General features: G+C 35.7%; 26 protein-coding genes. 14 read left to right on the forward strand and 12 right to left on the reverse strand.

Going from position 1 to position 25770, the window contains the following annotated elements:
- Position 1: 1 nt before the first annotated feature.
- The 3 genes from C9J31_RS23105 to C9J31_RS23115 form a co-directional block, all read right to left on the reverse strand.
- The gene (locus C9J31_RS23105) at positions 2–709 is read right to left on the reverse strand and encodes an amino acid ABC transporter permease (protein WP_107925031.1); all 708 of its coding nucleotides are present in this window, start codon (positions 707–709) and stop codon (positions 2–4) included.
- Positions 710–808: 99 nt separating this feature from the next.
- Positions 809–1678: a transporter substrate-binding domain-containing protein gene (locus C9J31_RS23110; RefSeq protein ID WP_107950556.1), complete on the reverse strand. Its 870-nt coding sequence runs from the start codon at positions 1676–1678 to the stop codon at positions 809–811.
- 29 nt (positions 1679–1707) lie between these two features.
- Positions 1708–2877 carry an acyl-CoA dehydrogenase family protein gene (locus tag C9J31_RS23115; RefSeq protein WP_107950555.1) on the reverse strand — a complete coding sequence of 390 codons (1170 nt, stop codon included), beginning with the start codon at positions 2875–2877 and terminating at the stop codon, positions 1708–1710.
- A 369-nt stretch (positions 2878–3246) separates the two neighbouring features.
- Between C9J31_RS23115 and C9J31_RS23120 the strand changes: the two genes are divergently transcribed.
- Positions 3247–3993, forward strand: a complete 747-nt coding sequence (locus tag C9J31_RS23120) for a hypothetical protein (protein WP_107950554.1) — start codon at positions 3247–3249, stop codon at positions 3991–3993.
- 234 nt (positions 3994–4227) lie between these two features.
- Here the strand turns inward: C9J31_RS23120 and C9J31_RS23125 are convergent, their stop codons facing one another.
- On the reverse strand, positions 4228–4602 hold the full coding sequence (locus tag C9J31_RS23125; protein ID WP_054767883.1) for a VOC family protein: 375 nt from the start codon (positions 4600–4602) through the stop codon (positions 4228–4230).
- 323 nt (positions 4603–4925) lie between these two features.
- On the opposite strand from C9J31_RS23125, the gene C9J31_RS23130 reads away from it, so the two are divergent.
- Positions 4926–6875, forward strand: coding sequence for a methyl-accepting chemotaxis protein (locus C9J31_RS23130; RefSeq protein WP_107950553.1), 1950 nt, complete (start codon positions 4926–4928; stop codon positions 6873–6875).
- A 153-nt stretch (positions 6876–7028) separates the two neighbouring features.
- On the opposite strand, the gene C9J31_RS23135 is transcribed toward C9J31_RS23130, so the two are convergent.
- Positions 7029–7448, reverse strand: coding sequence for a VOC family protein (locus C9J31_RS23135; protein WP_107950552.1), 420 nt, complete (start codon positions 7446–7448; stop codon positions 7029–7031).
- A gap of 308 nt (positions 7449–7756) precedes the next feature.
- Here C9J31_RS23135 and guaC point away from each other — a divergent pair, with 308 nt between their 5' ends.
- A complete protein-coding gene (guaC, locus tag C9J31_RS23140) occupies positions 7757–8740 on the forward strand; it encodes a GMP reductase (protein WP_107925024.1) in 984 nt (327 codons plus the stop codon).
- A gap of 202 nt (positions 8741–8942) precedes the next feature.
- Positions 8943–10676, forward strand: coding sequence for a methyl-accepting chemotaxis protein (locus C9J31_RS23145; RefSeq protein ID WP_193767115.1), 1734 nt, complete (start codon positions 8943–8945; stop codon positions 10674–10676).
- Between the two features lie 177 nt (positions 10677–10853).
- Here C9J31_RS23145 and C9J31_RS23150 read toward each other — a convergent pair whose 3' ends face one another.
- Positions 10854–11075, reverse strand: coding sequence for a hypothetical protein (locus tag C9J31_RS23150; protein ID WP_054769940.1), 222 nt, complete (start codon positions 11073–11075; stop codon positions 10854–10856).
- 268 nt (positions 11076–11343) lie between these two features.
- Here C9J31_RS23150 and psiE point away from each other — a divergent pair, with 268 nt between their 5' ends.
- On the forward strand, positions 11344–11796 hold the full coding sequence (psiE, locus tag C9J31_RS23155) for a phosphate-starvation-inducible protein PsiE (RefSeq protein ID WP_107926831.1): 453 nt from the start codon (positions 11344–11346) through the stop codon (positions 11794–11796).
- A gap of 159 nt (positions 11797–11955) precedes the next feature.
- Here psiE and C9J31_RS23890 read toward each other — a convergent pair whose 3' ends face one another.
- Complete coding sequence (locus C9J31_RS23890; RefSeq protein WP_238602151.1) at positions 11956–12219, reverse strand: hypothetical protein; 264 nt, start codon at positions 12217–12219, stop codon at positions 11956–11958.
- A gap of 280 nt (positions 12220–12499) precedes the next feature.
- Positions 12500–12631, reverse strand: coding sequence for a hypothetical protein (locus tag C9J31_RS24100; protein WP_268807950.1), 132 nt, complete (start codon positions 12629–12631; stop codon positions 12500–12502).
- A 257-nt stretch (positions 12632–12888) separates the two neighbouring features.
- Here C9J31_RS24100 and C9J31_RS23165 point away from each other — a divergent pair, with 257 nt between their 5' ends.
- Positions 12889–13905, forward strand: coding sequence for a hypothetical protein (locus C9J31_RS23165; RefSeq protein ID WP_238602150.1), 1017 nt, complete (start codon positions 12889–12891; stop codon positions 13903–13905).
- Positions 13906–14127: 222 nt separating this feature from the next.
- Complete coding sequence (locus C9J31_RS23170) at positions 14128–15264, forward strand: SpoIIE family protein phosphatase (RefSeq protein ID WP_107950550.1); 1137 nt, start codon at positions 14128–14130, stop codon at positions 15262–15264.
- A gap of 58 nt (positions 15265–15322) precedes the next feature.
- On the opposite strand, the gene C9J31_RS23175 is transcribed toward C9J31_RS23170, so the two are convergent.
- Entirely contained in the window at positions 15323–16183 is an 861-nt protein-coding gene (locus C9J31_RS23175) for a CheR family methyltransferase (RefSeq protein ID WP_107926835.1), read from the reverse strand.
- A gap of 5 nt (positions 16184–16188) precedes the next feature.
- Entirely contained in the window at positions 16189–18939 is a 2751-nt protein-coding gene (locus C9J31_RS23180; RefSeq protein ID WP_107950549.1) for an ATP-binding protein, read from the reverse strand.
- A 280-nt stretch (positions 18940–19219) separates the two neighbouring features.
- On the opposite strand from C9J31_RS23180, the gene C9J31_RS23185 reads away from it, so the two are divergent.
- Both C9J31_RS23185 and C9J31_RS23190 read left to right on the forward strand, forming a co-directional pair.
- Positions 19220–19564, forward strand: coding sequence for a hypothetical protein (locus C9J31_RS23185; protein ID WP_107950548.1), 345 nt, complete (start codon positions 19220–19222; stop codon positions 19562–19564).
- Between the two features lie 190 nt (positions 19565–19754).
- Positions 19755–20945, forward strand: a complete 1191-nt coding sequence (locus C9J31_RS23190; RefSeq protein WP_107950547.1) for a M14 family metallopeptidase — start codon at positions 19755–19757, stop codon at positions 20943–20945.
- Positions 20946–21158: 213 nt separating this feature from the next.
- Here the strand turns inward: C9J31_RS23190 and C9J31_RS23195 are convergent, their stop codons facing one another.
- Entirely contained in the window at positions 21159–21323 is a 165-nt protein-coding gene (locus C9J31_RS23195) for an ATP-binding protein (RefSeq protein ID WP_238602149.1), read from the reverse strand.
- Positions 21323–21781: a hypothetical protein gene (locus C9J31_RS23200; protein WP_153062533.1), complete on the reverse strand. Its 459-nt coding sequence runs from the start codon at positions 21779–21781 to the stop codon at positions 21323–21325. The genes C9J31_RS23195 and C9J31_RS23200 overlap by 1 nt, the downstream gene beginning before the upstream one ends.
- A 130-nt stretch (positions 21782–21911) precedes the next feature.
- On the opposite strand from C9J31_RS23200, the gene C9J31_RS23205 reads away from it, so the two are divergent.
- From C9J31_RS23205 to C9J31_RS23225, 5 genes are all read left to right on the forward strand, one after another.
- Positions 21912–22241, forward strand: coding sequence for a PadR family transcriptional regulator (locus tag C9J31_RS23205; protein WP_107926846.1), 330 nt, complete (start codon positions 21912–21914; stop codon positions 22239–22241).
- Positions 22238–22645, forward strand: coding sequence for a permease prefix domain 1-containing protein (locus C9J31_RS23210; protein WP_107950544.1), 408 nt, complete (start codon positions 22238–22240; stop codon positions 22643–22645). Before C9J31_RS23205 ends, C9J31_RS23210 begins: the two co-directional genes overlap by 4 nt.
- Positions 22646–22647: 2 nt before the next feature.
- The gene (locus C9J31_RS23215; RefSeq protein ID WP_107950543.1) at positions 22648–23307 is read left to right on the forward strand and encodes a hypothetical protein; all 660 of its coding nucleotides are present in this window, start codon (positions 22648–22650) and stop codon (positions 23305–23307) included.
- 135 nt (positions 23308–23442) lie between these two features.
- Positions 23443–24924 carry a serine hydrolase domain-containing protein gene (locus C9J31_RS23220; RefSeq protein WP_107950542.1) on the forward strand — a complete coding sequence of 494 codons (1482 nt, stop codon included), beginning with the start codon at positions 23443–23445 and terminating at the stop codon, positions 24922–24924.
- 391 nt (positions 24925–25315) lie between these two features.
- Positions 25316–25729 (forward strand): MarR family transcriptional regulator, encoded by a 414-nt coding sequence (locus tag C9J31_RS23225; RefSeq protein WP_107950540.1) that lies wholly within the window; start codon positions 25316–25318, stop codon positions 25727–25729.
- Positions 25730–25770: the final 41 nt, after the last annotated feature.

Below are 25770 nucleotides of genomic sequence, written 5' to 3' on the forward strand. Positions count from 1 at the left end.
CTTACGTTGTTTCTAATGTTTTTTTACCCTTGCTGAAAAACTTTTCTAACATAGCAAAGAATTTTTCAATAATAATAGATAGCACCCAATAAACAATTGCAAGTGCGATATATATTTCAAGCGCATGTGCATTAATATTGCTGGCAATAATTAAATTTGCCTTCCCTACAATATCAATTAAACCAATTGTGTAAGCAAGTGCACCCTCCTGTAGCAATGCGATCATGCCATTTCCAAAGTTCGGCAATGCGATAACAAGAGCCTGCGGAAAGATAATACGACGATATGCCTGAAATGGTGTTAATCCTACACTGACAGCAGCCTCAAATTGCCCTTTATTAATCGCCAAATAGGAAGAGCGAATAACCTCGGACATGATGGCTGCGAACTGCAATGTGAAAGTAACTACGACAAAGAAGGCTGTTTCAATCGAATGTAGATTTAGGCCGAAGTTTTCTGCTAATGCGGGTACGCCATAATACACGAGGAATAATAGGACGATAGATGGCGTACACCGCATAATAGTTGTATAGAAATTTGCTGATTTTTGTAGTACTTTTAATGAACTTAACTTTGCAGCCGCTAATAGCAAGCCGAACAGTGTGCCTAGTACTATGGAGGACCCTGCAACTAAAAAGGTAACTTTTAAAAACGGCAGTAATACGGGAATAGCATTCCATATATACGAAGCATCAAAGTATTTATCCATTTCCTCACCAACTTTTATAAATGTTTATTCAATATTGCCTAAGTGCTCCTGTTATTAAGAAAGACTGCTGAGTTCACTGACTCAACAGCCTTTAAATCATTATCGATTTACGTTTTCTAACACTTCAAATAAATCACGGCCATAAAACTTTGTGCTTAAGTCACTTGTTTTCTTTTGCTCTTTAACTTGTGCTATAGCTTTATCATATGCATCTGCAAATTCTTGTTCTTTTTTATTGAACAAAGGCCATGTTTTAATCACTGCGAATTCGTTGTACACTACTTCATCTTTTAAATTATAATAGGGGCCCTCTTCTGCTAATACTTGTTGTTTGAACGGACCTTCAATCATCACACCACCGTCAACACGGCCTTCATTTACCCACTGCACGACATCCACAGTGAACGCATCTCCAGCTTGTAATTTCACTTCATTATTCGGATTTGCTTTATTGTACTCATCAATAATTGTATACTGTGCATTGTTTGCAGCGATTGGTGCTAATGAATAGCCCTTTGTTGCAAAGTCTGCCAATGTTTTTAGGCCTTCATCTTCTTTACGTAACACTAAGCCTGCACTACTTAACCCTAAAAACTCTTTTGGGAAAATAAACTTTTCTGTGCGCTCTTGTGTAAAGAATGCATTTTTTACCCCAACTTGATATTTGCCTTGCTCGACACCAATCAGTAAATCATCACTTGTTGTCCCTACATATTCAAACTCGTATTCTGGTAATAGCTCATCTACAAGCTTCATTACTTCTACATCATAGCCAGTTGGATTGCCATTATCGTCAATATAACTAATAGGCTTGGATGCTTGATCATACGCAACCTTAACTGTACGAACTTTATCGCCATCTTCTGTGTCTTTATTCGAAGTTTCTCCTGAATTACATCCTGCTAAAATAGCAATTGATGCTAACCCGATAGCTGCAAATTGAAGTACTTTTTTCTTTCGCTTAAACATATGCATTTCCCCTTATTGTCAATGTTTGATCATTTATTTTCATTTAATTTCTGTTGCTCAATAGCAGCTGTTGCTAATTTGATAATTGTCATGTCATCCATCGGTGGATTATGTAATCCCGCACGCACATTTCGATAATAGCGTTGTAGTGGATTAGTAAGTTGTAAGCTTTTTGCACCTACAACACGCATCGCCTTATCTACGATATCTATAGCTAAATTCGTTACCGTGTGCTTTGCAACAGCCATTTCATTCGTTAAAGTATTCCGTCTAACAGCATCATCATAAGCTTCTGCCACTCCATACAGTACAAAGCGGGCTTGATGGAGTTTCAACTCTATATCACCTAACAGTTGTTGCACATTTGGTAAAGTACTAATTGGCGCATTTAAACTATTTGGTTGATGATGATTTGCAAAATGCAGAGCATAGTCCCTAGCCGCTTGCGCAATGCCTAAGTAAGTTGCAGGAATGTGTAAAATCCAGCCGTTTATTGTGCCACCACTTGGATGATTCGGCAGTTCAACTAAATAATCCTTAGAAACAATGACATCCTTTAACACTAAATCATGACTACTGGTGCCACGCATTGCAGACATTTCCCAATTTTCTTCAATAGAAACTCCTTGCACATCTTTATGAATGAGGAAGAAACCTATTTGCTCTTTTTCCTCAATCCAAGCAGAGGTTAAGAAGTAATCAAGTACCGGTGATGCCGTCGTAAATATTTTACGTCCATTTAAAAGCCAGCCATCTGATGTCGCCACAGCATTTGTGCCTGGACGACCACCACGTGTTGGACTGCCAGTAGCTGCTTCACTTACTGCTCTATTCACAATGGCACCTTTTTTTACTTCCAACGCGAACGTCTCCAGTAAATTATCTGACCATAATTTCTTTTCATATATTTCACCAACAACACCTAATGTCCAGCCCAAAGAAAGTGATGCATTTTCGTCATAACTAGCCAATGTTTCTTGAATGAGTACCATATCGTAAACGGATAATCCTTCACCGCCATATTCTTTCGGTAATGTCAATTTAGGATAACCAATTTGCAAAAGCAGTTTATGTGCTTCAAAAGGAAAACGAGATTGTTCATCGACCTCTACAGCCTGAGCTTTAATCTGCTCTGCAATCGATGTTAGCTGTCCCATCCAATGATGCTGTTGCTTTGTTTTAATAAATAAATCCTTCAAAAAATCTCCTTCTTCCTAAAATATATAAAACATATATATTTACTAAGAATTAATGATGTAAAAAAAACCTCTAACTACATTTGATAGTGAGATTATGTGTGGTACTGAATTTTCTGATTCATTGACATTATAATACTTTCAACATGTTAAGTTGTCAATAATTAATTACAAGTTTTTTTGTAAGTTTTATAGGTTTTAAATTGGCCTGTCGTTCTTTTCAAAGAATCCGCGGGACAACAGTATGCAAAGCTTGATTTTTTACAATTCGAAATCCAGACACAATTTCCCGCGCAATAATTATTTGTTAGCTATTTTATGCACCAAGCTGTATTTACAACATATGCTAAAACTAAAGAAAGAGGTGTATGTATGACCAATAATATTAATCCCTCAGCAAGTATTACCTCTATTCCACAGATGTCCCCTCAAATTATTCAAACAAAATTTGGCGATATAAATGGAGATGGGTTTTTTGAAACGATATTTTTAATGGGCACTAAATCGCCTGATAGTCCACTTTGGCGAAATTTAACACTCGCTATTTTTTACGGCCAAACACGACAATTTGAACAAATAATGCTGAAAGAGAATGTAGGCTATAATCCAACTATTTTTCTAGGTGATTTTACGGGTGATCATATCGAAGATATTTTAGTTGTATCTGATACTGGCGGTAGTGGAGGTATTATCAATGGGGAAATTTTTTCATCGCAAAATGGAAAAGTACGCTCTATTTTTGATACAGAAGCTTTTAATAATACGCTAAAGTATACTGTAAACTATGAAAATAACTATAAAGCCTCTGTCAGAAGCATGAATCCAAAAAAACTATACATTCTCGATTTACACTATAAAGGGCAAGATTATTTAGCTGAAATTTATCATAAAGATGGGATATTGAAACAACCGATTGAAGGATGGGTCGATCCAATTAGCGGATTATACCCAATTGATTTTGACCGTGACGGGACATACGAGATTTTAGCATTTCAAGCAATAGCAGGCAGATACCACGCCGACGGTTTAGGCTATATTGAAAATGTTCTAAAATGGAATGGCCAACAATTTGTCGTTGAACGACAAACAGCCGCAATTTATGGGGAGGATTTATCGTAAATGGACTGTCCCAAAAGTAAAAACAATATGCTGATGTTTTTCAGTTATGTTATTTTTTGATTTAAAGGTAAAATCCGCGTAGACTCCTGCCGGAAAAGCAAGAGCATGAGTCCCAGCAGGGAGCGTTAACGCGCGATGCGGCTCATGCCTTGCCCGCGGAAAGCGATGCGGATTTTTACTATATAGGCAAAAGTCGTTATTATTTGAAGGCCTTTTTAAATCAGCCTTTACGTATTATTTTTCAACTAATGCAAAATAATTATTTTCGTGATCAGCAAAATTAAAAACTCTACCCATTGGCATCGTTACTAAATCGCCAACTATTATTCCCTTTGTTTGAAAATCCTGATATAGCTCTGTTAGATTCTCTGCGTAAAACATAATAGAAGGTGTCTCTAAATTTAATTCTGGCTGCATTTTTGCAATGGCTTCTTTATTGTGAAGAACGAAGCTCGTTTGCGCTTTCTTAGATGGCGCAATTTCAATCCATCGCATCCCCGCCTCTTCCTGTTCAGCTACTACGATAAATCCAATTTTCTCTGTCCAAAACTTTACAGCGGCATCTTGATCATTCACATATAACATAACTTGTCCGATTTGTTGAATCATAATAAATTCCTCCTCCTTTGAGCATTAGTATACAACAATCTGCTAGTTATCCTTCACACAAAAAGGCTAAATCATTCAGTTTTTTTCATCATTTATTCTTTTTATCACTACTTCATGTTCATTCTTTTAGAATCACTCTTTCTAAAATAATCATTTTAAAACCATTTCCGCTTGTTTTTTGGATGACTTCTGTCATTTATGTAGCTCTTTCTCAAAATGTGTATCTACTCTATTAATTTTTGATAAAATAAGTTAGTCATATTTATTTCCTTCTAAGGAAAAGTATAGAACAATACATCATAATAATAGTGAGGAACAAACAAGTGAAACTTCTAAGTTTAAGGAAAAAGCTCATTTTTTCATTTTTGGCTATGCTTATTATTCCAACATTACTTGTAGGCATCGTTTCTTATCATAGTGCTGGAAAGCAAATTTTGAAGGAACAGCAAGCAAGCACCGCTGAAAGCATTCGCATGCTCAACACGAATATTACAAACACCATTGAACCGAAAGTTGAAGACGTTCAATATTTTACAAAAAAGCTCAATCAATCTTATTTACAAGAAAATAGGATGTCCGAGCTTAAATCGCTATTACACGAATATACCAATATGCATCCAGAGGTTGAACTCATCTATATAGGCACAGCTGATGGAAAACTATTGGACGAGCCAGCGCAAGAGTACCCTAGTGATTTTGACCCTCGAACAAGACCTTGGTATAAGCAAGCATTAGAGAACAAAGGCCAAGTCACTATCACTGCGCCCTATGTCACACAGACTTCAGGTGATATTGTTATTACCATTACACAGGCTTTACAGGACGGTTCAGGTGTAATCGGGTTAGATCTCAATATTTCTACATTGAGCAACATCACGAATGATATACGCATTGGAGAAACTGGTTTTGCATCTCTTTTAGATAGCAACAAAATTTATATTGCCCAGCCCGATAAAGAAAGTGGTATGGAGGCAACCGAAACCTATATAGCAAAGATTTATGAGAAAGAGAGCGGTACTATCATTGAAAATGATCGTCAGCTACAATTTATGACTAATAAGCTAACCGGTTGGAAGGTTGTTGGAACAATGTTTTCTGCAGAGGCGACGAAGGCTGCAGCTACAACCTTTAATATCAACTTAATCATCATCGTCGTTTCAATTATTGTTGGTGTTGTTTTTATGCTTTACATGATCCAAAGCATTGTCAAACCAATTAATCGACTAAAAGAAAGTGCCTTAAAAATTAGTGAAGGCGATCTCACCGAGTTCATTGATGTCCATTCGAAAGATGAAATTGGACAGCTTAGTCAAGCATTTATTGCGATGAAAGTTAGCCTAAAAAAACTCATTCGTAACGTTGATCAAAGCGCCAATCATGTACAAATCTCTGCACAAGGATTATCGGCAAATGCGGAGCAAAATATTGCTTCTTCAGAACAAGTTACGCAAGCCATGCAACAAGTGGCTATAAGTGCAGAAAAGCAAACAACGGGTATTGATCAAAATGCTATTTCAATTGAAGAAATCGCAAAAGGAATCGTTGAAGTAGCAGATAGTTCTATGCAAGTATCCGATCTTTCTAATCATGCCATTCAACAGGCAGATGAAGGTGGTAGATCAGTAGAACGTACCGTAAACCAGATGATTTCTATTAATGAATCTGTTACCCAGTCCGACTACATGATCAAATCTCTCTACGATAGAACAAAAGAAATTGGTTCTATTTTAGAGATTATTAGTGCTATTTCAGACCAAACAAACTTACTTGCACTAAACGCAGCTATTGAAGCCGCTCGAGCAGGTGAACATGGTAAAGGCTTTGCTGTAGTTGCAGATGAAGTACGAAAATTAGCTGAACAATCACATCAATCTGCTGAACAAATTTCTTCATTGATTACCGGGATTCAGCAAGATACTGCGAAATCTGTGCAAACAATGATAAAGGCCTCTACAGATGTTCAGGACGGTTTACAACTCTCTCAAGATACGAGCGAAAAATTCGCGAACATCCTAGAAAGTCTACGTAATATTGCACCGAAAATGGAGGACATATCTGCTTCTGCACAGGAAATGTCAGCTGTAGTCGAAGAAGTAACTGCAACTGCTGTAGAGCTAACAGACCATGCTAAACTTAATGCTGCTGCTTCAGAGGAGGTTGCTGCTTCCACTGAGCAAACATTGTCCTCTATGCAAGAAATGGCTATGGCTGCAAAATCACTTCTAGATATGTCCGATGAATTACAAACTTTTGTAAAACGCTTTAAATACTAAAAACAAATGCACAATATAAATATAAATCTAACTAACTACTTGCAAACATTAAACATTGTTCCTATGTTATCTTTGCAAAAATCGTTTCCTTAACCTAAAGAAAGCACGATGTTCAGGGTCTTTCCCCGCTACATCGTGCTTTTTATATTATGATTAATTTCTTTCTTCGTAACTAAGTTGCCATTCAATGCCAAACTTATCAGTCAATGAGCCGTAGCATTTACTCCAAAAAGTTTCTTGTAGCTCCATATTGACCTTGCCGCCCTCTTTAAGCCCCTCATAAGCTGATCGTAACTGAGCTTCATCATCCAAGACAATCGCTAATGTTACATTGTTGCCCACTGTAAACGGCGAGCCTGGGAAAGTATCCGAAAACATAACATTGCTACCCAAAATCGAAAGTCGCGTATGCATAACAAGATCCATAGCTTCCTCTGGCAATTTATAATTTGGATTCTGCGGTGAATCACCGAATGTCATAATTTCTGCCTTGTCCGTATTAAAAACTTTCTCATAAAACGATACAGCTTCTCGACAATTTCCATTAAAAACTAAATACACCTCTACTGCCATTTCCAACACTCCTTTGTCATTTTAGAAACAATTCTATTGTACATGGAAGATGAATGATAAGCCAAATCCTACGTATATACATTTAAATTGCTTTCTAAAAATGGAGTTGATTATGATAAATCTTCAATTTTGCTATTATAAAAAGCCTTTTTAATAAACTGTAAACCGTTCTTTTCATGTACCTAAAGTAGATTTTTAAGTTATTTTGTTAAAAACTTTGACATTTCCTTAAAAATGATGTAAATTACCAAATGACGAACGATTTAAATTAATTCTTTAAAAATATTCGTATTTTAGGAGTGTATATAATGGATAACGTATTTGACTATGAAGATATTCAACTAATTCCCGCAAAATGTATCGTAGAGAGCCGTTCACAATGTGATACATCTGTCACGCTTGGTGGCCATACATTTAAGCTTCCTGTTGTACCTGCAAACATGCAAACAATCATCGACGAAAATATTGCTGTGAAACTTGCTGAAAACGGTTACTTTTATATTATGCATCGCTTCAACCCAGAAAAGCGCACAGATTTTATTAAAGATTTACAAAGCCGTGGTTTAATCGCTTCTATTAGTGTTGGTGTAAAAGAAGAAGAATATACATTTGTTGAAGAGCTAGCATCTGCTGGTTTAGTACCTGAATTTATAACAATCGATATTGCACATGGTCACTCAAATGCTGTTATTCGAATGATCCAGCATATTAAAAAGTTTTTACCGAATAGCTTTGTCATCGCAGGGAACGTTGGTACTCCTGAAGCTGTAAGAGAACTTGAAAACGCTGGTGCAGATGCTACGAAAGTGGGCATCGGACCTGGTAAAGTATGTATTACAAAAATTAAAACTGGATTCGGTACAGGTGGTTGGCAACTAGCAGCACTACGTTGGTGTGCAAAAGCAGCGACAAAACCAATCATCGCTGACGGTGGTATTCGGACAAATGGCGATATTGCAAAGTCAGTGCGTTTTGGTGCTTCAATGGTGATGATCGGTTCCCTATTTGCAGGTCATGAGGAATCCCCAGGTGAAACAATTGAAATTGATGGTAAATTAGTGAAAGAATACTTTGGCTCTGCTTCAGAATTCCAAAAAGGTGAAAAGAAAAACGTTGAAGGAAAAAAAATGTACGTAGAACATAAAGGTAGTCTAAAAGATACGTTAATTGAAATGCAACAAGACCTTCAATCATCTATTTCCTATGCAGGCGGCAATAAGCTAGATGCTATTCGAAATGTAGATTATGTAATTGTGAAAAACTCAATTTTTAACGGTGATAAAGTATACTAACAAAAATTTAAGATGAGCCCAAACAAGATTTTTAGCTCTTGTTTGGGCTTATTTTATACTAAATGACAAAAAAGAAATGTTTCATATATTTATTTTTCAGAATTTTCAATAAATTATTTTTTATTAAAATATTTTATACTATAATGAAATGAAAGTATAAATACATACTTTGGCTCTTTTAAAAAGAACAGGGGGTATGTCCATGATAAAATCAGTACGAAATAAACTTGTCGGTTTGGCGATAATTGTTATATTAATTCCTACTGTACTTGTAGGCACTGTCAATTACTTCGTAGCGAAAAATGAAATTGATAACATCGGGCGGCTTAGTCTTAAAAACGGAACTTTAGGGCTAATGGAAGTAATTGCAACGTTAGATGAACAAGTTCAACAGGGTAGTTTAACATTAGAACAAGCCCAGGAACGAGCAAGGACACAAATTGTTGGTGAAAAAACAGAGGATAATAAAAGATCCATTGATAACCCTGTGAAATACGGTGAAAACTTTTACTTTTATGTCTTAAAAGATGACGGGATGATGGAAGCGCACCCTTCACTTGAAGGTGAAAATGTTAATGACCTCCAAACAAAAGATGGACGCTATTTTGTACGTGAACAGATAGCTGAGGCAAACAAAGGTGGTGGGTACGTACGTTATGATTGGGCATTACCGTCAAACCCTGATGTAATTGCACCTAAGATTACATATGTAGCGAAGGACGAGCATTGGGGTTGGATTATTGCTGCGGGTACCTATGAAATGGATTTCAATGCGGGCGCTACAAAGGTTCTCTATTACACACTTGGTATGACTTTACTCGCAACAATTATTGGGGTTACTCTTTATTGGTTCTTCTCGGGTAGAATGACTTCATACATACAACGTATTATGGTGATGACCTCAGATATTGCTAGAGGTAAATTGACTGGCGAAGATATACCCATAATTACAAATGACGAATTGGGGATTCTTGCAAAAAACGTGAATGATATGAAGCATAGTTTGAATGAAATGGTGAGCAATACAAAAGATAGCTCTAAACAAATGAGAATTTCCTCTGAAATGCTCAGTGCTATCACAGAAGAAACAACTGCTTCAGCCGATGAAATTCACCAAGCCATTACAGAAATTTCTAAAGGGACCGTTTTTCAGGCTGAGGAAGCAGAAATGGCCATTAGTAAAGTTGAGAAATTATCCTACCTTATTTCTACTGCAACAGACAAATACGCTGAAATCACACAAAAAACGAACATCATTAACAAATCACAGGAAAATGGACGACAGAAAGTAGACTTGCTACAGCAAAATTCACAAGAATTTACACAAGTTATTGAAGAACTAAGAGAAAACTTTTCTAGTTTGATGGGGCAAATGCAGGAAATCCATAATGTTGTGCAAACAATCACGTCGATTTCTGAACAAACTAATCTATTAGCGTTAAATGCAAGTATTGAAGCTGCGCGTGCAGGTGACCATGGTAAAGGGTTTGCAGTAGTAGCTGCAGAGGTACGTAATCTATCCGAAGATACAAACGAAGCGACTAACCGTGTGAAAAATTTATTGACTCGCATTGAATTAGATACAGCAAATTCCGATGCCAAGATGATGCATACGCTACAGCTTTCGGAAGGACAGGTTACATCCATAAGCGAAGTGCAAAATGCTTTTACTTTTTTATCAGATTCCATTGAGGGGATTACTGCTCACCTTGTTTCCCTCGATCAGGGCATGAATGAAATGGCAGAAAATCGACTTATCGTTGTTAACGCTATTAATGGCATTGCTAGTGTAGCTACTCAATCAGCAGCAGCCACTGAACAGGTTGATGCTTCGATTGATGAACAAAAATCTGCTATCACAGCGATTATGCACTCCTCTGTGGAACTTCATACAGAAGCAGAACGAATGCATGAATTAGTGGATCGTTTTAGTTAATAACCTGTACATTATTCAAAAATTATTCCCTATAAGAAAGGCGCTTTGAAGTGTCTTTCTTATAGGGGATCGATGTGTATTGAGACCGCTTTACTTTATCTTATCTAAAGTGGGATACTTATTCAGAATGTAAAAAAATGCCACGAAAGATTCGTAGCATTTCTTTATGCACAGTTATTATAGCTTATTAATAACGGCTGTTAACGTTTCCTTTAGTTCCGCATCGTGATTAGAAAGGTCTACAAGGTTCCCTAAGCGTTCACGTAAAACAGGACGTTCAATTACTAGCTTTTCATCAAGTACTTGTACTAGCAATTCAATAATAAGACGATCACGAACATTTAATGCTTCTTCTAAACGCTCAGGTGTAATTTTTGCTGATTTTGCTGACTTTGCCATTTTAAAAACCCCTTTTTATATATTCATGCACATCTATTTTAGCATACAGCCTAATTTTTTTGAAAACTTTCTTTTACGCTTGTTTACTGGAATTTACAGTACTACTGCTAATACATTTACAATAAAATGTTATATTTAATCAATCAAAGCAAAAATACACAAAATATCACTATTTTTTCACAAGTAGGCATTCTCTTTTTTCAAGGCTTTTCATACTCTATAAAGATAATATTATTTTTAAATAAGAAGATTGGAATGGAGGAATTAGATGAATCAAAAAAACAATACGTATCTTCAACTAATTAATACTGTGCCTAAAACTTTACAATTATTCTTAAATGTCTGCCTAGTACTACTTGCGCTCATACTGTCCTTTTTACTTATAAAAGAGCTAATTGAGTTCCTAAAAATTTTAATAGCCGATGACAGCGGTGACTACAAGCTTTTCCTCGCAAATATTCTTATCTTCTTTTTGTATTTTGAATTTATAACAATGATTATTAAATATTTCAAAGAAGATTATCATTTTCCACTGAGATATTTCATTTATATAGGTATCACGGCCATGATCCGCTTAATCATCGTGGAGCATGACCATCCCTTAAACACATTAATGTATTCACTTGTTATTTTAATATTAATAATAAGCTATTTTATTATTAATATTACACCATTAGAGAGGCCTGTCCGTTCTTCCTCTCTCTTTATGAAAAAAGAATAACTAACGCTGTATATAGGGAAGCCATCGAGAATAATGGTTTACCCTAAAATGCTGTGACATAGATTGGCTTTTCATAGACGAAAAAGAACTGATTTAACACCTCTATCAATCGTTCATTACTCACTTTCACTTTACCCAGCATTAATAATTCCTTCATCGTTACAATACCCATACAAGTGATGAAAGTTCTGCAATATCTATAACCATTTCCACATCATAGTCAAAAGCATAAATATAGTATTGCGGATTTTTAAAAATAGCTATAAGTTCCGATTCCGTTTTAAAAAACATACTATGTTTTTTTGCATCTACCCTATTATAGCAATCCTTTAATTTATATTGATCTTGCTCCTGTAAATACCTTAAATGTTCTTTCGTATCTCCCTTAGGAAAACTAGACGGTTCCACTACATACTGATACATTTTCGGTCCATAGCCAAAACCCATTTTTTTATAAAAGTCTGGTCTGAATGGATATAAAGCAACAAAATGAACATTTTTATTTAAAAAAACACTAAGAACTAATCTATTAAGTCTTTTGCAACCTTCTCTTTTTTATGCAGTAAATCAACCGCTACCAACCACACACCACCAATCGGAATTATTTTTGAAAATAAATTTCAAAATCATGCAGTCGCATACCATCAATTAATTTTTGTCTGTCCACAAGCCATAATAATTAATGGATGGGTTATTATGTTGGTTATGCACAAAGAGCTTCTTCAATTGTTCCTTTGACTGCTGTGAAGCATCCGACATTCCTGGGTAAGCCGTCTACCACAATATCTACAAATTCGTTAAATACCTCTTCTTTCAGTTTCTTAACAGACCTCACGTTCATTCCTCCTATCCATTCAAAAAGTTATTGGTATGTTTATTGTATTAAAAGCAATTTAATTTTCATACAATTCTTCACATTAATTTCCGTTATAATTAATAACATATATTACCACTTAATAAGTAGCTAGGAGAGGAAAACAAATAATTTTATGGCGTGACTATGCTCTGTGCATTAAAAATGTGGAACTTCTCAAATGGTCGGTATCGTTCGAGAGCCGAATGCATTATTGGAGGGAGATGACAAGGGTGAATATGATTGAGGTTTATATTTATGAAGTGACAAGAAGGCTACCAAAGAAAATTCGTGCAGATAAAGGCCTAGAGCTAAAATCAAAAATTGAAGGCATGTTACCTGATAATTATTCCGAATTAGAGGTAAAGGAAGTGCTTTTGAAGCTCGGAAACCCTGCTGCGCTTGCAACGAGTTATCAGGATACTTCAACACATTTAATCGGTCCAGAAGTATATAGCACCTATATTAGAACAATCAAATTAGTAATACCATGGGCTATTTTTATTACAATATTGGTGCAAATTATTGAAAATACTGTGCTATATACAGGGGAGGTCGCACTCCTGACTGCCATCATCAAAACTTTTTCGATAACAGTTGCCAACATTATATCGGTGCTATTTCATGTGCTCTTTTGGGTGACCATTACCTTTATTGTTATTGAACGTACTGGCAACTTTGATAACGTGAAGGATCATATACCTTTTTTAACAGATCAACAACAATGGACACCTGATGATTTAAATAAAGTTAAAATAATCACTCATGACAAATATATTCCATTAAATGATATTGTCTTTAGCTTTTTAGGAATAGCTATTTTTTCTGTAGTTTATTTTAAAGCTAATGATCTCATTGGCATTTACACTTCTGACGAGCGAGATGGTTTAACGTTCGTCATGCCCATATTCAATCAAGAAATCCTATTATTTTATAAACCAATCATAGTGTTTTGCATCGTACTCAGTATTGCTTTGACATTTTATAAATGGAAAGTAAGTCAATGGACCATACAAATTGCTGTTTTAAATGCTTTCCTTCAAGTTGTAACTACAATTGTCTTTATCCTAATAGCTAGGCAACCTGACTTAATACACGGGCCTGCGATTCCTTATATAGCTGCTATTTTGGAAACTACAGCTTCAAAGGTCGCGTTTTCAATCGATCGAATATTGTTCGTGATTATTGCGATATCCATTGTCGCAAATGGTATTGATATATTTAATCGCTTTAAGAAAGCTAGAATTAAACATTGATAAAGTAAATGTTCTTCATTCTCAAGAAAAATCTTAATGCCTATAGCGTTCATCATTGCTTTACTGATAGCCAAACTTAATAACTAGTACGATATACCTTTGATTCGTTAAAATACCGTAACTCTCTAATGTTTTGTATAATAATAAGGTTGAGAGTATTTTTAATTGACTATGATAATCTGCACTTCATCAATATTCATATCAAAATAAGGAGAAATAACTATGACAATCCTTCTTGTAGATGACAACTCCGTCAATCTATTTGTAATTGAAAAAATATTAAAAAATGCGGGTTATGATAACTGTGTATCTCTATCATCAGCTTTTGAGCTTTTTGATTATTTACAGTTGGATGCCGAAAATCCAGCGGGTAATTCAGTAGATTTAATTTTATTAGATATTATGATGCCAGAAATAGATGGTATTGAAGCCTGCAAACGTATTAAACAAAATGAGCGTTTAAAAGACATTCAAATTATTTTTGTTACGGCACTTGAAGATAAAAATAAACTTGCAGAAGCATTAGATATAGGTGGAGTAGATTACATTACAAAACCGATTAATAAGATAGAACTTCTTGCGCGAATTCGTGTCGCTCTACGCTTGAAAGCAGAATTAGACTGGCACACTTTGCACGATAAGAAAATCCAATACGAATTGGATTTAGCTACACATGTTCAACGAAGCTTATTAAGTCCCCCGCTAAATAAAGAGGACATTAAAATTGAAGTTTCTTATCTACCTTCCTCCAATTTAGCAGGAGATATGTACTATTGGCATAAAATAAATGATCATCGCTATGCCATCATCTTGCTTGATATGATGGGGCATGGTATTTCTGCTGCACTCGTATGTATGTTTATCTCCTCTGTGCTCAGAGAGGCTGTTAAACAGCTAGTAGAACCCGAATTAGTCATTCAAGAATTAAATCGTTATATGGCGCTTTTACAGAACGGAAAAGATGAAAATTTATTTTATTTTACGGCGATTTACTTAGTAATCGATACTGACAAAAAAACGATTGAATATGTTAACGCTGGTCATCCTTATGGGTATGCACTAGTCGATGAAGAAACACTAGTTCCTTTAAGTAAAGGTAGTTGCGCGGTTGGTTTTTTTGAGGAAATAGAAGTTGAGAAACAACTAATTCAGTATAATGAAGATGTCCAAATTATTTTGTATACTGATGGTGTTCTAGAGGCTATGGGGCCATGTGAAATAGAATCCGAAAAACATTTGCGCACCCTAACATCTACAAAATGGAATTTTTCTCAGAGCCTTATAGATAACCTTCTACCAAAGGAAAAACAAATAAATCAACCAGATGATATGTGTGTCTTAATGATTCAAGCTCACTAAGCACTACTAGCGACAAAAATGAAAGGGGAGATCTCAACTCGAGAACTCCCCTTTGCTCTTAATATAATTTTTGATAAATTCTTTCATTGCCTACAATTTCCTTATATTTGGAAATAATCCCTTCACACCGAAGGGTTTCTTTATCTCCTAAGCCTAAAAATCCATTCTGGCTTAAACTATCGTAAAATAGCATATGGACCTGACTTTGTAAGGCAGGTGAAAAGTAAATTAATACATTTCGGCACATAATGACATGAAATTCATTAAACGACTGATCGGTTACTAAATTATGTTGTGCGAAAATAATATTTTTTAGTAACGAAGGGTGAAAATAGGCATATTGATGATCGGTATTGTAGTATTCTGAAAAAGCATGAACCCCTCCTGCAAGCATATAATTTTTTGTATATGCTTGCATTTTTTGAATAGGAAATGCCCCTTGCCTAGCTTTTTCTAAAACGTGTTCATTCATATCAGTTGCATAAATTACGCTTTTTTCAAGTAACCCCTCTTCTTGTAACAAAATAGCCATTGAGTACACTTCTTCACCAGTAGCACACCCTGCATGCCATATTCGAATTTCAGGGAAATCCCGTAAGTAAGGAATAACATCTTTACGGAAGGCTTTGAAAAAGCTGGGATTTCGAAACATTTCCGTTACATTAATGGAAAAATCATTTAGAACTTGCTCTAAAAACACTTCTTCATGAATTACTTTTTCAAGTAAACGAGTAATCGTTGGGATATTACTAACCCTCATCCTGTTATAAATCCGGCGTGATATAGAAGAACGATTGTATTCTCTAAAATCAAAACCAGACAAACGGTAGATGGCTTCGAGTAACAAATCAATCTCCATATTAGTATGTTTATTGTTCTCTATATTTAGCTCCAGGTTGTTGTGAAACTCTTTTTCCATACCTATTAACTCCTTTTGGAAACTAGCCATACTCGTAATACAGATATTAATTGATCTAGATTCAATGGTTTACTAATATAATCAGAAGCGCCTGCCTCTAATGATTTATCTCGGTCATTTTTCATGGCTTTCGCCGTTAAAGCTATTATTGGTAAATCTGTTAACTTCATTTGTGTACGAATGACGGACATCGTTTCATAACCATCCATATTCGGCATCATTATATCCATGAGAATCAAATCAATTTTGTCATTGGTTTGCATAACATCCAAGCATTCTAATCCATCTTTTGCAACGAGAATATTCATACCTCTTTTTTCAAGAGCTGTTTTTAATGCATAAATATTACGATAATCATCGTCTACAATTAAAATATTTTTATTCTGAAAAACATCTACCTCATTTTGAGCGTCATGATGGCTTTCCTCAATTGGTCCTTCTATTACCTCGATAGGGTCATTCACGACTGTCGTTGCTACGACTTCTGCAAAAGTTAGGTTAGAACACCGCTCCTCGTTGATACCATTCGGTAAACTTGGAATAGTAAGCGTGAAGCTACTACCTTTCCCCTCTTCACTTTGTAAGGAAACCCAACCACCGAGTAACTTGGCGAATTCTTTACATATAGATAAACCAAGACCTGTTCCACCATACTTACGCACCGTAGCACCGTCCGCCTGTTGGAACGATTCAAAGATAAGTTGGTGTTTGTCCTTAGGAATACCTATACCGGTATCTGAAACCGTAATTTCGAGCCACTCCGCACTAATCTCTTGCATATTGTTTGTTAACTGCTCATTTTTAAGTTGTTTGATACTTAGATTTACAGAACCTTTTTCCGTGAATTTAAAGGCATTCGATAATAAATTCTTTAAGATTTGTTGGAATCTTTTTTCATCCGTATAGAAAACATCTACTACATTTTCAGCTTTTGTAATTTGGAATTCTAGTTTCTTTTTATGAGCGACTGGCGAGAATATTTGCTCCAATAGTAGTGGCACTTCACTTACATTTACTTCTCCGAAAATAATATCTAACTTTCCAGCCTCAACTTTTGATAAATCCAATATGTCATTAATTAATGCCAGTAAGTCTTCCCCAGAAGAGTGAATGACATTTGCAAATTCTGCTTCCTCTTCTGTTAGACTATTATTACTATTTTCCGCTAACATTTCAGATAAAATTAAAATGCTATTCAGTGGTGTTCTCAATTCGTGAGACATATTGGCTAAAAACTCGGACTTGTAATTAGAATTGAGTAAAAGTTGCTCAGCACTTTCTTCCAAATCTCTTTTGGCTATTTCTAATTCCCTTGACTTTGTTTCAGCATCCTTCGTTCTTTCTTCCAACTGTTCATTAATCATTGTCAGTTCTTCTGTCTGCATTTGTAATTCTTCTGATTGCGTTTGAAGTTCTTCGGACTGTACTTGTAATTCTTCTGTCATCGCTCTAGATTCATTTAATAACCGAACAATTTCCATACGACCTAAAATACTATTAACCGTCAGTCCAAAGGTTTCAATGATTTGTTTTACTAATTCTTGCTGTAACTCTGTGTAACTATTCATTGTTGCCAATTCCACAACAGCAATGACTTCATCTTCAAATATAATCGGAATAATAAGGATGCACTTGGGAGGTGCTTCTCCTAAGCCTGTTCCAATTACTTTGTAATCTTTAGGAATATCGTTACACATGTATACTCGTTTTTCACGAGCACTTTGCCCAATTAGTCCCTGTCCTATTTTGAAACGTTCAACTCCTATATTATCGCTGGCATCTGCAAAGGCGGCCTTTTTCACAAAATAAATATCATTATTATTCATTTCACGAACATAAAATGCCCCGAGTGAAGATTTTGTCATTTGCGCAATTTCGGATAGGAAGATTTCTGCTAATTGCGTAATGGCCGATATCCCTTGATATTTTGTGACCATTTCAGCAATATTGGACTGCAACCATTCCCGTTCCTCTAGCGTATCTAAAAGCTCATTGGTTGCATCGGCAAGCACGTTAATTTCATCGTTTGTTTTAACGTGGATTCTTCCTTTATGATTAGCCTTAGAAGCAGCAATTTCTTTAATTGCCTCTGTAACTTCTGTTATTGTTTTTACGATGGAGCGAGAGATGCCACTAGCAATTACAATAGCGATAAACGAAACAAGTACCAATAATCCAAATAGCCCACTTGTTAAATTATTATTTTTTTTATCCAATTGATTTGCATTTGTTTGTGTCAGAGCATTCTCAGCTGAACGGAAGGAAGCAAATTGCTTCCTCATCGTCTCCATATCCTTACGACCAATATCAACTTTAAAAAATTCTGTTAGCTCTGCTGTGTTATTATCTTTTTTTAACTTAATAGTTGGATCACCAGATGTTGCAACCCAATGCTCTATCGTGTATTTTATCTCTTCTAACTTCTCTTGTTGATTCGGCTTATTATCTAACAGCTGGTGAAGCTCATTAAAATCCACCTTCCAATTTTTAGAGGCATTTTCGTATGGTTCTAAATAACTCAATTCACCTGTAATAATAAAGCCACGTTGACTGGATTCCATGTCCAATATATATTTTTCGATACTATTTGTTAGTGCCTGAACCTGGGAATCATACTTTATAATAAAATTTCTTTCCTTTTGTAGAGATGTAATTTGATTATTTAATATGATAACCGATGCAAGTAAACAAAGAATGATAACTATATACCCAATAGTAATCTTTGATCGAATACCTAATTTTAATTTACTGTACATATAATTCCTTCCTTTTATCCCGCATTAACGGTCAGTAAAGAGAATTCACTGACCGTAAAAGCCCGATTGGTTCAACTAACAAGCAGTGGTGGTGAAAAAATCTCACTGCTTGAAGTTTCTCTTTATCCTGCATTAACGGTCAGTAAAGAGAATTCACTGACCATAAAAGCCCGATTGCTTCAACTAACAAGCAGTGGTGTGAAAAAATCTCACTGCTTGAAGTTTCTCTTTATCCCGCATTAACGTCAGTAAAGAGAATTCACTGACCGTAAAAGCCCGATTGGTTCAACTAACAAGCAGTGGTGGTGAAAAAATCTCATTGCTTGAAGTTTCTCTTTATCCCGCAGTTACGGTCAGTAAAGAGAATTCACTGACCGTAAAAGCCCGATTGCTTCAACTAACAAGCAGTGGTGGTGAAAAAATCTCACTGCTTGAAGTTTCTCTTTATCCCGCAGTTACGGTCAGTAAAGAGAATTCACTGACCGTAATAGCCCGATTGCTTCAACTAACAAGCAGTGGTGGTGAAAAAATCTCACTGCTTGAAGTTTCTCTTTATCCCGCATTAACGGTCAGTAAAGAGAATTCACTGACCGTAATAGCCCGATTGGTTCAACTTAATACTTAGGGGAAATAAAAAATCCCCCACTTCCCACATTTTCCACTTCGCCTGTCTTGTAACTCTATTATCAGTATAATAGAGGAAAAAGAAATAACAAAGAAACAGCCCCTAATCATTTTATGCATTGAATAATAAGTGTTGTAGAAAATCATATACTTCTATGATGTATTATTTTGAAAATAGGGAGAGAACAGATGTGGATATATTTGTAAGACCAGGGGACTCACTTTGGCAGTTTAGCGAAGTGTTTAAAATACCCCTTCAACTCATTGTCGATTCCAACCTACATATTAATCCTCAAATACTTCAGGTTGGGCAACGTATTCAAATTCCTGGATTTGTTACAATCAATTATCAAATCCAACAAGGGAACACTTTATGGCAAATTGCTCAAAGTCGAAATCTTCCTCTCCAAGCCATTCTACTTGTTAATCCTAACCTCAATCCCAATCGTATGCAAATCGGACAGACAATTCAAATCCCTCAAAGGATTACTTGGAGGCTTGTAAATGGTAAACAGGACTATGACTACAACATCATGATAAGCGATTTAAAAAAACTACAAGCAGCCTATCCATTTATTCAAAGTTCATCAATTGGCCATTCTGTATTAGCAAAAGAAATTCCAGAGGTTTTAATTGGAAATGGCTCTAAACGGGTCCATTATAATGGTTCATTTCATGCGAACGAGTGGATTACAACGCCTATCATTTTGACCTTTTTAAATGACTACCTACTGTCTCTCACAAACCAAAATACTATTCGTGGACTCTCTACCCTTCCTCTTTACCAACAAACTTCATTATCCATTGTTCCAATGGTCAATCCTGATGGCGTCAATTTAGTCCTACATGGACCACCAGACGATGAAACATTACGAAACAAAATAATTGCTTGGAATAATGGCAGTTCCGATTTTTCTGGCTGGAAGGCGAATATAAATGGTGTCGATTTAAACGACCAGTTTCCTGCCATGTGGGAGTTAGAAAGTGCACGCAATCCAAAAACGCCAGGTCCCCGTGATTATGGGGGTAAAAGTCCCCTTTCCGAGCCTGAATCCATTGCGATGGCAGATTTAACAAAGAAACGTAATTTTGCACGAGTTCTAGCTTTTCATACGCAAGGAAGAGTCATTTATTGGGGATTTGAAAATCTAGAACCACCAGAGTCAGAGGTACTAGTGAATGAGTTTAGTCGAGTGAGTGGCTATGAGCCTGTTCAATCGGCTGGCAGCTATGCAGGCTATAAGGATTGGTTCATTCAAGATTGGCGAAGACCTGGTTTTACCGTCGAATTGGGTAGCGGTACAAACCCACTGCCGTTAAGCCAGTTTGATGAAATTTATCAAGAAGTATTAGGAATCTTTCTTGCAGGGCTATATTTATAATTGCAAACGAATAATTCGGCTTTAAATTAGTCAAAAATCCGATAATCTTTAGGTTAAAGTAACCTTTGATTATCGGATTTATTATGACAGTAGACATAATAGAAAGTACGCGGTGTAGTTCCATACAGCTTAGATATCACCAAAATTTTTAGAGTACCACTCCTATTTTACAGACGAAACTTTAGTACAATGTCCGTGCCATGTCCCAGTTTGCTAGTTACGAATATTTCTCCTGTGTGCAACGGTTAATTGTTTCGCAATACTCATCCCCAAGCCAGATCCGCTGGTTTTCTCTTCCGAATTGGTACCACGATAATAGCGCTCAAACAGCTTGTCCAATGTTACTTGATTCATCCCCGCTCCCTTATCACAAATCATTACAGAGAAGCCATTGTCACTCTCTTTCTTAACGGATATATCAATTTCTCTTCTTGGCTTACCGTAAGCTCATAAGGAAAAGACATGCTTTTTTGCCAATAGGATACCAATTGACCTGGCTCATAGTGGGAAGGAAGAGTGGAGGAAGCTAGCATTCTACCCTGAGGGTCCAGTACTTGCAACCATCCTCCTCGTTTTTCTAACAGTGATAGCCATTTCGAATCTAACACCACGTCGCCCTTTTCTAGCGAGAAAGTTTGACTGAGAGAGCTGTTACTGCTACTTGATAAATTTTGCGTCTCCGGCTCGCTTTCTAATTGCATTGCAACATATATAAAAAAAATAATAGTTCCTATTACTACCAAAATTCCACTGGATGTATATCCTGTGGAATTTTTTATTCTTTGAAATGCCCTACATAGCTTGGTGGCAAAAGTTACATCATTAATTAAAATCAATATCATTGAACATCATGTTTTGGTGCACAAATTTATTGCCAGAAATTTTTATTTATTACTTTGACAGGCAGAGTAATGTTTGTTAATATTACTCTACCAGGTAGAATAATATACTCTAAGTAGGTGACTTATGGTTCGAAGTGATATTATCCGCGGACATTTGGATTCCATTATTTTGCGGCTGATTTCAGAGAAAGATCGATATGGTTATGAAATATCTCAGGAAATTAGTCTTCGTACAAATAATCGTTTTCAAATCAAAGAAGCAACTTTATACGCAATATTTCAACGTTTAGAAAAAAGAGAAATTATTGAGGCCTATTACGGTGATATTACGCATGGCGGCAAAAGGAAGTATTACCGCATTACCCCACTAGGCAGAGCTTATTTAACCGAGCTAGTTAGAGAGTGGACGGAAGTGAAGGAAATTATCGACTTATTTATGGAGGGCTTAGAATGAAAAAGATAAAAAATCATATTGATGAGTTGTTTAAAGATATTCCTCGTAATAATGATACAGAAATGGTGAAACAAGAAATTATTCAAAACCTTGAAGAGAAAGTATTTTATTTGATGGAGCAAGGAAAAGATGAAGATGATGCGATTAATAAAGCCATCGTTGAATTCGGAGATATTGAGGATCTAAGAAATGAATTAGGTGTAAAAAATACAGGCATTAAAAATATGGCTAAATTAAATTTAGAATTTTCGGTGTGGGGAAGTTCTTTAATTATTGCTTTATTTATTTTTATCAATCTTTATTATACGCCAAATACAATTTGGGCGATTTACCCAATATTCGTGATTTTATGGTGGCCCCTTTCTATGTACTTTGTTTGGTCACGTAAGAAATGGAGGGAATAATTGTGAAACATTATATTAGTTTTTCTATAGCAGGCAGCCTGATGACCATGATATTTTTAGGAATGGTGAATTATATAACATCACCACAAACGATTTGGTTTATTTATCCTTGTTTACTTTTATTACTATGGCCGATCACTATATATTTTATGTCTAAAAGATTATACAAACAATATTCTGTAGTCTGTAGTATTATGGTCATCGCTTTCCTGACGCTTGAAAATTATTTATATTCACCTCATCATTTATGGATTATGTATGCCTTTTACCCAATACTATGGTGGCCCATCCTTATGTTTTTAGGGGAAAGAGCAAAATCTTTGAACATTGCACTGATTGGCTGTGCATCTACCATTATCTATTATTCTCTATTAAATCTTGTCATGTCTCCGCAATATCCATGGGCTATTTTCCCATCGTTTTTAGTCATTTGGTGGCCTTTGGCTCTATACCATGCTCAGAAAAAAACATTTGTGGCGTTCTCCATTTACGCTAGCTTACTCATCAGTATCTTTTTTATTACAGTAAATGCCGTTTCCTCTCCAGGAACAATATGGGCGATTTATCCAATCTTTTTAGTGATGTGGTGGCCACTAAGTATGTACTTTTATGTCCATAAGAGGAAGATGTATAAGGCTGCAACTTTACTTAAAAGAATATAAGCTGTTATAAAAATGCAATCGCCAATATTGGCGGTTGCTCACATGTATTCCACTAACTCCTATTTATATGGACATATTATTTCTCGTAATTGACATTGAGATTACACAATAATTCAGCTAAAGGAACATAACATTATGCTTAAAAAACAATTGGCAATCGGTAAAGCTATTGTATGTGCCATACTAACGATAATGATTAGTGCTAACGGAATGGCATTGGCAAACGAAACTGAATCTATAAATAGAAATCTAGCTATCTCTAACATTGATGCGTTTATGACTAATGAAATAGAGAGACTGAAGATTCCCGGTGCTTCACTGGCCATCGTAAAAGGAAATCAAGTTGCATACCTACAAGGGTATGGTTTTTCGAGCCCAGATGGAACAGCAATGACGGCGCAAACGCCAGTTGTTATAGGATCGGTAAGTAAATCATTTACAGCACTGGCCATTATGCAGCTAGTCGAACAGGGAAAAATCAATCTAGAGGATCCAGTACAAACCGTGATACCGTGGTTTCAACTTGCAGATAAAGAGGCATCTAAAAAAATCACTATTCAACATTTACTAAATCAAACAAGCGGTCTTTCTACATTGGATGGTCAAGTAGCTATTTCGCAAGGAGATAGAACGGTAAAAGAACATATACAAAGCTTGGCAAATACCGAATTGACATTCCCTGTTGGTGAGCAATATCAATATTCGAATTTAAATTATAGCATCCTTGGTGCAGTTATCGAAGAAGTGACACATAAATCGTATACAGCCTATATAAAGGAGTACATATTTCAACCACTTGACATGAACAATAGCTTTGCAGGCCCTATAGATGATGTAAACGAAACAATTGCGGAAGGCTATCAAACTGTATTTGGATTTAAGATGCCAACAAAGCAATTAAACCACGAAGGGACTGTTGCATCTGGCTACATTATTGCCAGTGTAGAGGATATGGCAAATTACATGATTGCCCAATTAAATCAAGGCCAATTCAATGGGACAAGCCTTTTATCAGCGAATGCCATGAACACAATGCATCATCCAGCATCCTTTGCCGGCCATGATACCTACTATGCTATGGGATGGGAAGTGAATAACGGTGTAGTCTCTCATAATGGATGGACAGAAAACACATACTCAAAAGTCATGTTAGATGGGGAGTATGGCATCAGTCTACTTATCAATTCCATGGATTATTTCAATTTGAATGAATACGAAGCAATAACGAGTGGGATTAACAAGCTAGTCCATAATGAAGAACCAGCTATATCTTCCGGCAATCCATTTATAAAATATATAGTGTTTAATGTGGTTTTACTAGTAATCCTTGCTTACATTGTGTGGTCTGCTTACAGAATTTTTAAAGTGAAAAATCCTAAAGTAACAAAGCTAAAGGGAATTTTTATATTAATATTTAATGTCCTGATACCTTTGCTTATTTTACTTGGATTCCCTAAATTATTTGGTCCTCTATCCGTGGTAACATTATTTGCTCCTGGAATAGGACATTTATTATTTTTGATCCCTTTGCTCCTGTTAATTGTGGGGGTCATAAAATTAAGTATAGTAATTGTCAAATTGAAGAAAAATACATTTGGTAAATCAGGAGTGATATGATGACTCTATAGCATTAGGAAAGTACGCTATTAATAAGAATTGCGATGCTACTAATAGGGGGACGCCTAAAGATTTTGTCACTTACACTAGCTTTTCCTCATTCCATCCTCAAAATATAAATTATTGTTCGTTGCATTTATACATTTCCTGTCATTGGTTAAAATTTTAGCCTTTTCCCAGGAAATGTTGTCCCAACGATTTATAAAATTCTTACTCCCTACTCTAAATACGTGTTTAAAATTGTTTACTTGACTAAAAAATTCATGTCGATGATACATGATTCTAAAAGGCTCCATCATCAAGAAAACTAAAGAATATTGGCAGTAAGTGAAATAAATTATATACTTACTATATAATTTAACTAGTAAATATTTTAACGGGCTGTGATCTTATGTCAAAAAATAGTGAAATGTTTAATGTGGAAATCATTATGAAAGAAATGCTTGAAATACAACAAAAATCTATGATGTTTGTCAACCTTCTCTCAGAGGGTGAATCTCTATCTCAGAACCAGCTGATACTTCTTCTTCAGCTAAAAATCAATGGTGGTATGAAAGCTACTGAAATAGCTGATTTTTTCACTGTAACACCTGGAGCTATTACATCGATGTGCGATAAATTGGAAAAATTAAATCTCGTGCAACGTGTTAGAGAAGATGAGGACAGACGTGTTGTGAAAATGATTTTAACAACTACTGGGGAGATTAAAGTACAAGATATATTCTTAAAACTTCCACAAGAGAAATTAACAGACATAGCAAAAGTGCTAATCGATGTTAATCGGTTAATGAAAAAAATTTTTTAGGATTTCATGAATATGAAATCCTTTTTTTATTGTCTTTTTTG

Origin of the sequence: Lysinibacillus parviboronicapiens, from assembly GCF_003049605.2 — a bacterium.
Classification (GTDB): domain Bacteria; phylum Bacillota; class Bacilli; order Bacillales_A; family Planococcaceae; genus Lysinibacillus; species Lysinibacillus parviboronicapiens.

Excerpts from the sequence above, each read along its gene's own strand:
- C9J31_RS23105 (WP_107925031.1), bottom strand. The coding sequence starts at position 709 with ATGGATAAATACTTTGATGCTTCGTATATATGGAATGCTATTCCCGTA.
- C9J31_RS23110 (WP_107950556.1), bottom strand. The coding sequence starts at position 1,678 with ATGTTTAAGCGAAAGAAAAAAGTACTTCAATTTGCAGCTATCGGGTTA.
- C9J31_RS23120 (WP_107950554.1), top strand. The coding sequence starts at position 3,247 with ATGACCAATAATATTAATCCCTCAGCAAGTATTACCTCTATTCCACAG.
- C9J31_RS23125 (WP_054767883.1), bottom strand. The coding sequence starts at position 4,602 with ATGATTCAACAAATCGGACAAGTTATGTTATATGTGAATGATCAAGAT.
- C9J31_RS23135 (WP_107950552.1), bottom strand. The coding sequence starts at position 7,448 with ATGGCAGTAGAGGTGTATTTAGTTTTTAATGGAAATTGTCGAGAAGCT.
- guaC (WP_107925024.1), top strand. The coding sequence starts at position 7,757 with ATGGATAACGTATTTGACTATGAAGATATTCAACTAATTCCCGCAAAA.
- C9J31_RS23145 (WP_193767115.1), top strand. The coding sequence starts at position 8,943 with ATGATAAAATCAGTACGAAATAAACTTGTCGGTTTGGCGATAATTGTT.
- C9J31_RS23150 (WP_054769940.1), bottom strand. The coding sequence starts at position 11,075 with ATGGCAAAGTCAGCAAAATCAGCAAAAATTACACCTGAGCGTTTAGAA.
- psiE (WP_107926831.1), top strand. The coding sequence starts at position 11,344 with ATGAATCAAAAAAACAATACGTATCTTCAACTAATTAATACTGTGCCT.
- C9J31_RS23890 (WP_238602151.1), bottom strand. The coding sequence starts at position 12,219 with ATGTATCAGTATGTAGTGGAACCGTCTAGTTTTCCTAAGGGAGATACG.
- C9J31_RS23165 (WP_238602150.1), top strand. The coding sequence starts at position 12,889 with ATGATTGAGGTTTATATTTATGAAGTGACAAGAAGGCTACCAAAGAAA.
- C9J31_RS23170 (WP_107950550.1), top strand. The coding sequence starts at position 14,128 with ATGACAATCCTTCTTGTAGATGACAACTCCGTCAATCTATTTGTAATT.
- C9J31_RS23175 (WP_107926835.1), bottom strand. The coding sequence starts at position 16,183 with ATGGAAAAAGAGTTTCACAACAACCTGGAGCTAAATATAGAGAACAAT.
- C9J31_RS23180 (WP_107950549.1), bottom strand. The coding sequence starts at position 18,939 with ATGTACAGTAAATTAAAATTAGGTATTCGATCAAAGATTACTATTGGG.
- C9J31_RS23195 (WP_238602149.1), bottom strand. The coding sequence starts at position 21,323 with ATGATTTGTGATAAGGGAGCGGGGATGAATCAAGTAACATTGGACAAG.
- C9J31_RS23205 (WP_107926846.1), top strand. The coding sequence starts at position 21,912 with ATGGTTCGAAGTGATATTATCCGCGGACATTTGGATTCCATTATTTTG.
- C9J31_RS23210 (WP_107950544.1), top strand. The coding sequence starts at position 22,238 with ATGAAAAAGATAAAAAATCATATTGATGAGTTGTTTAAAGATATTCCT.
- C9J31_RS23220 (WP_107950542.1), top strand. The coding sequence starts at position 23,443 with ATGCTTAAAAAACAATTGGCAATCGGTAAAGCTATTGTATGTGCCATA.
- C9J31_RS23225 (WP_107950540.1), top strand. The coding sequence starts at position 25,316 with ATGTCAAAAAATAGTGAAATGTTTAATGTGGAAATCATTATGAAAGAA.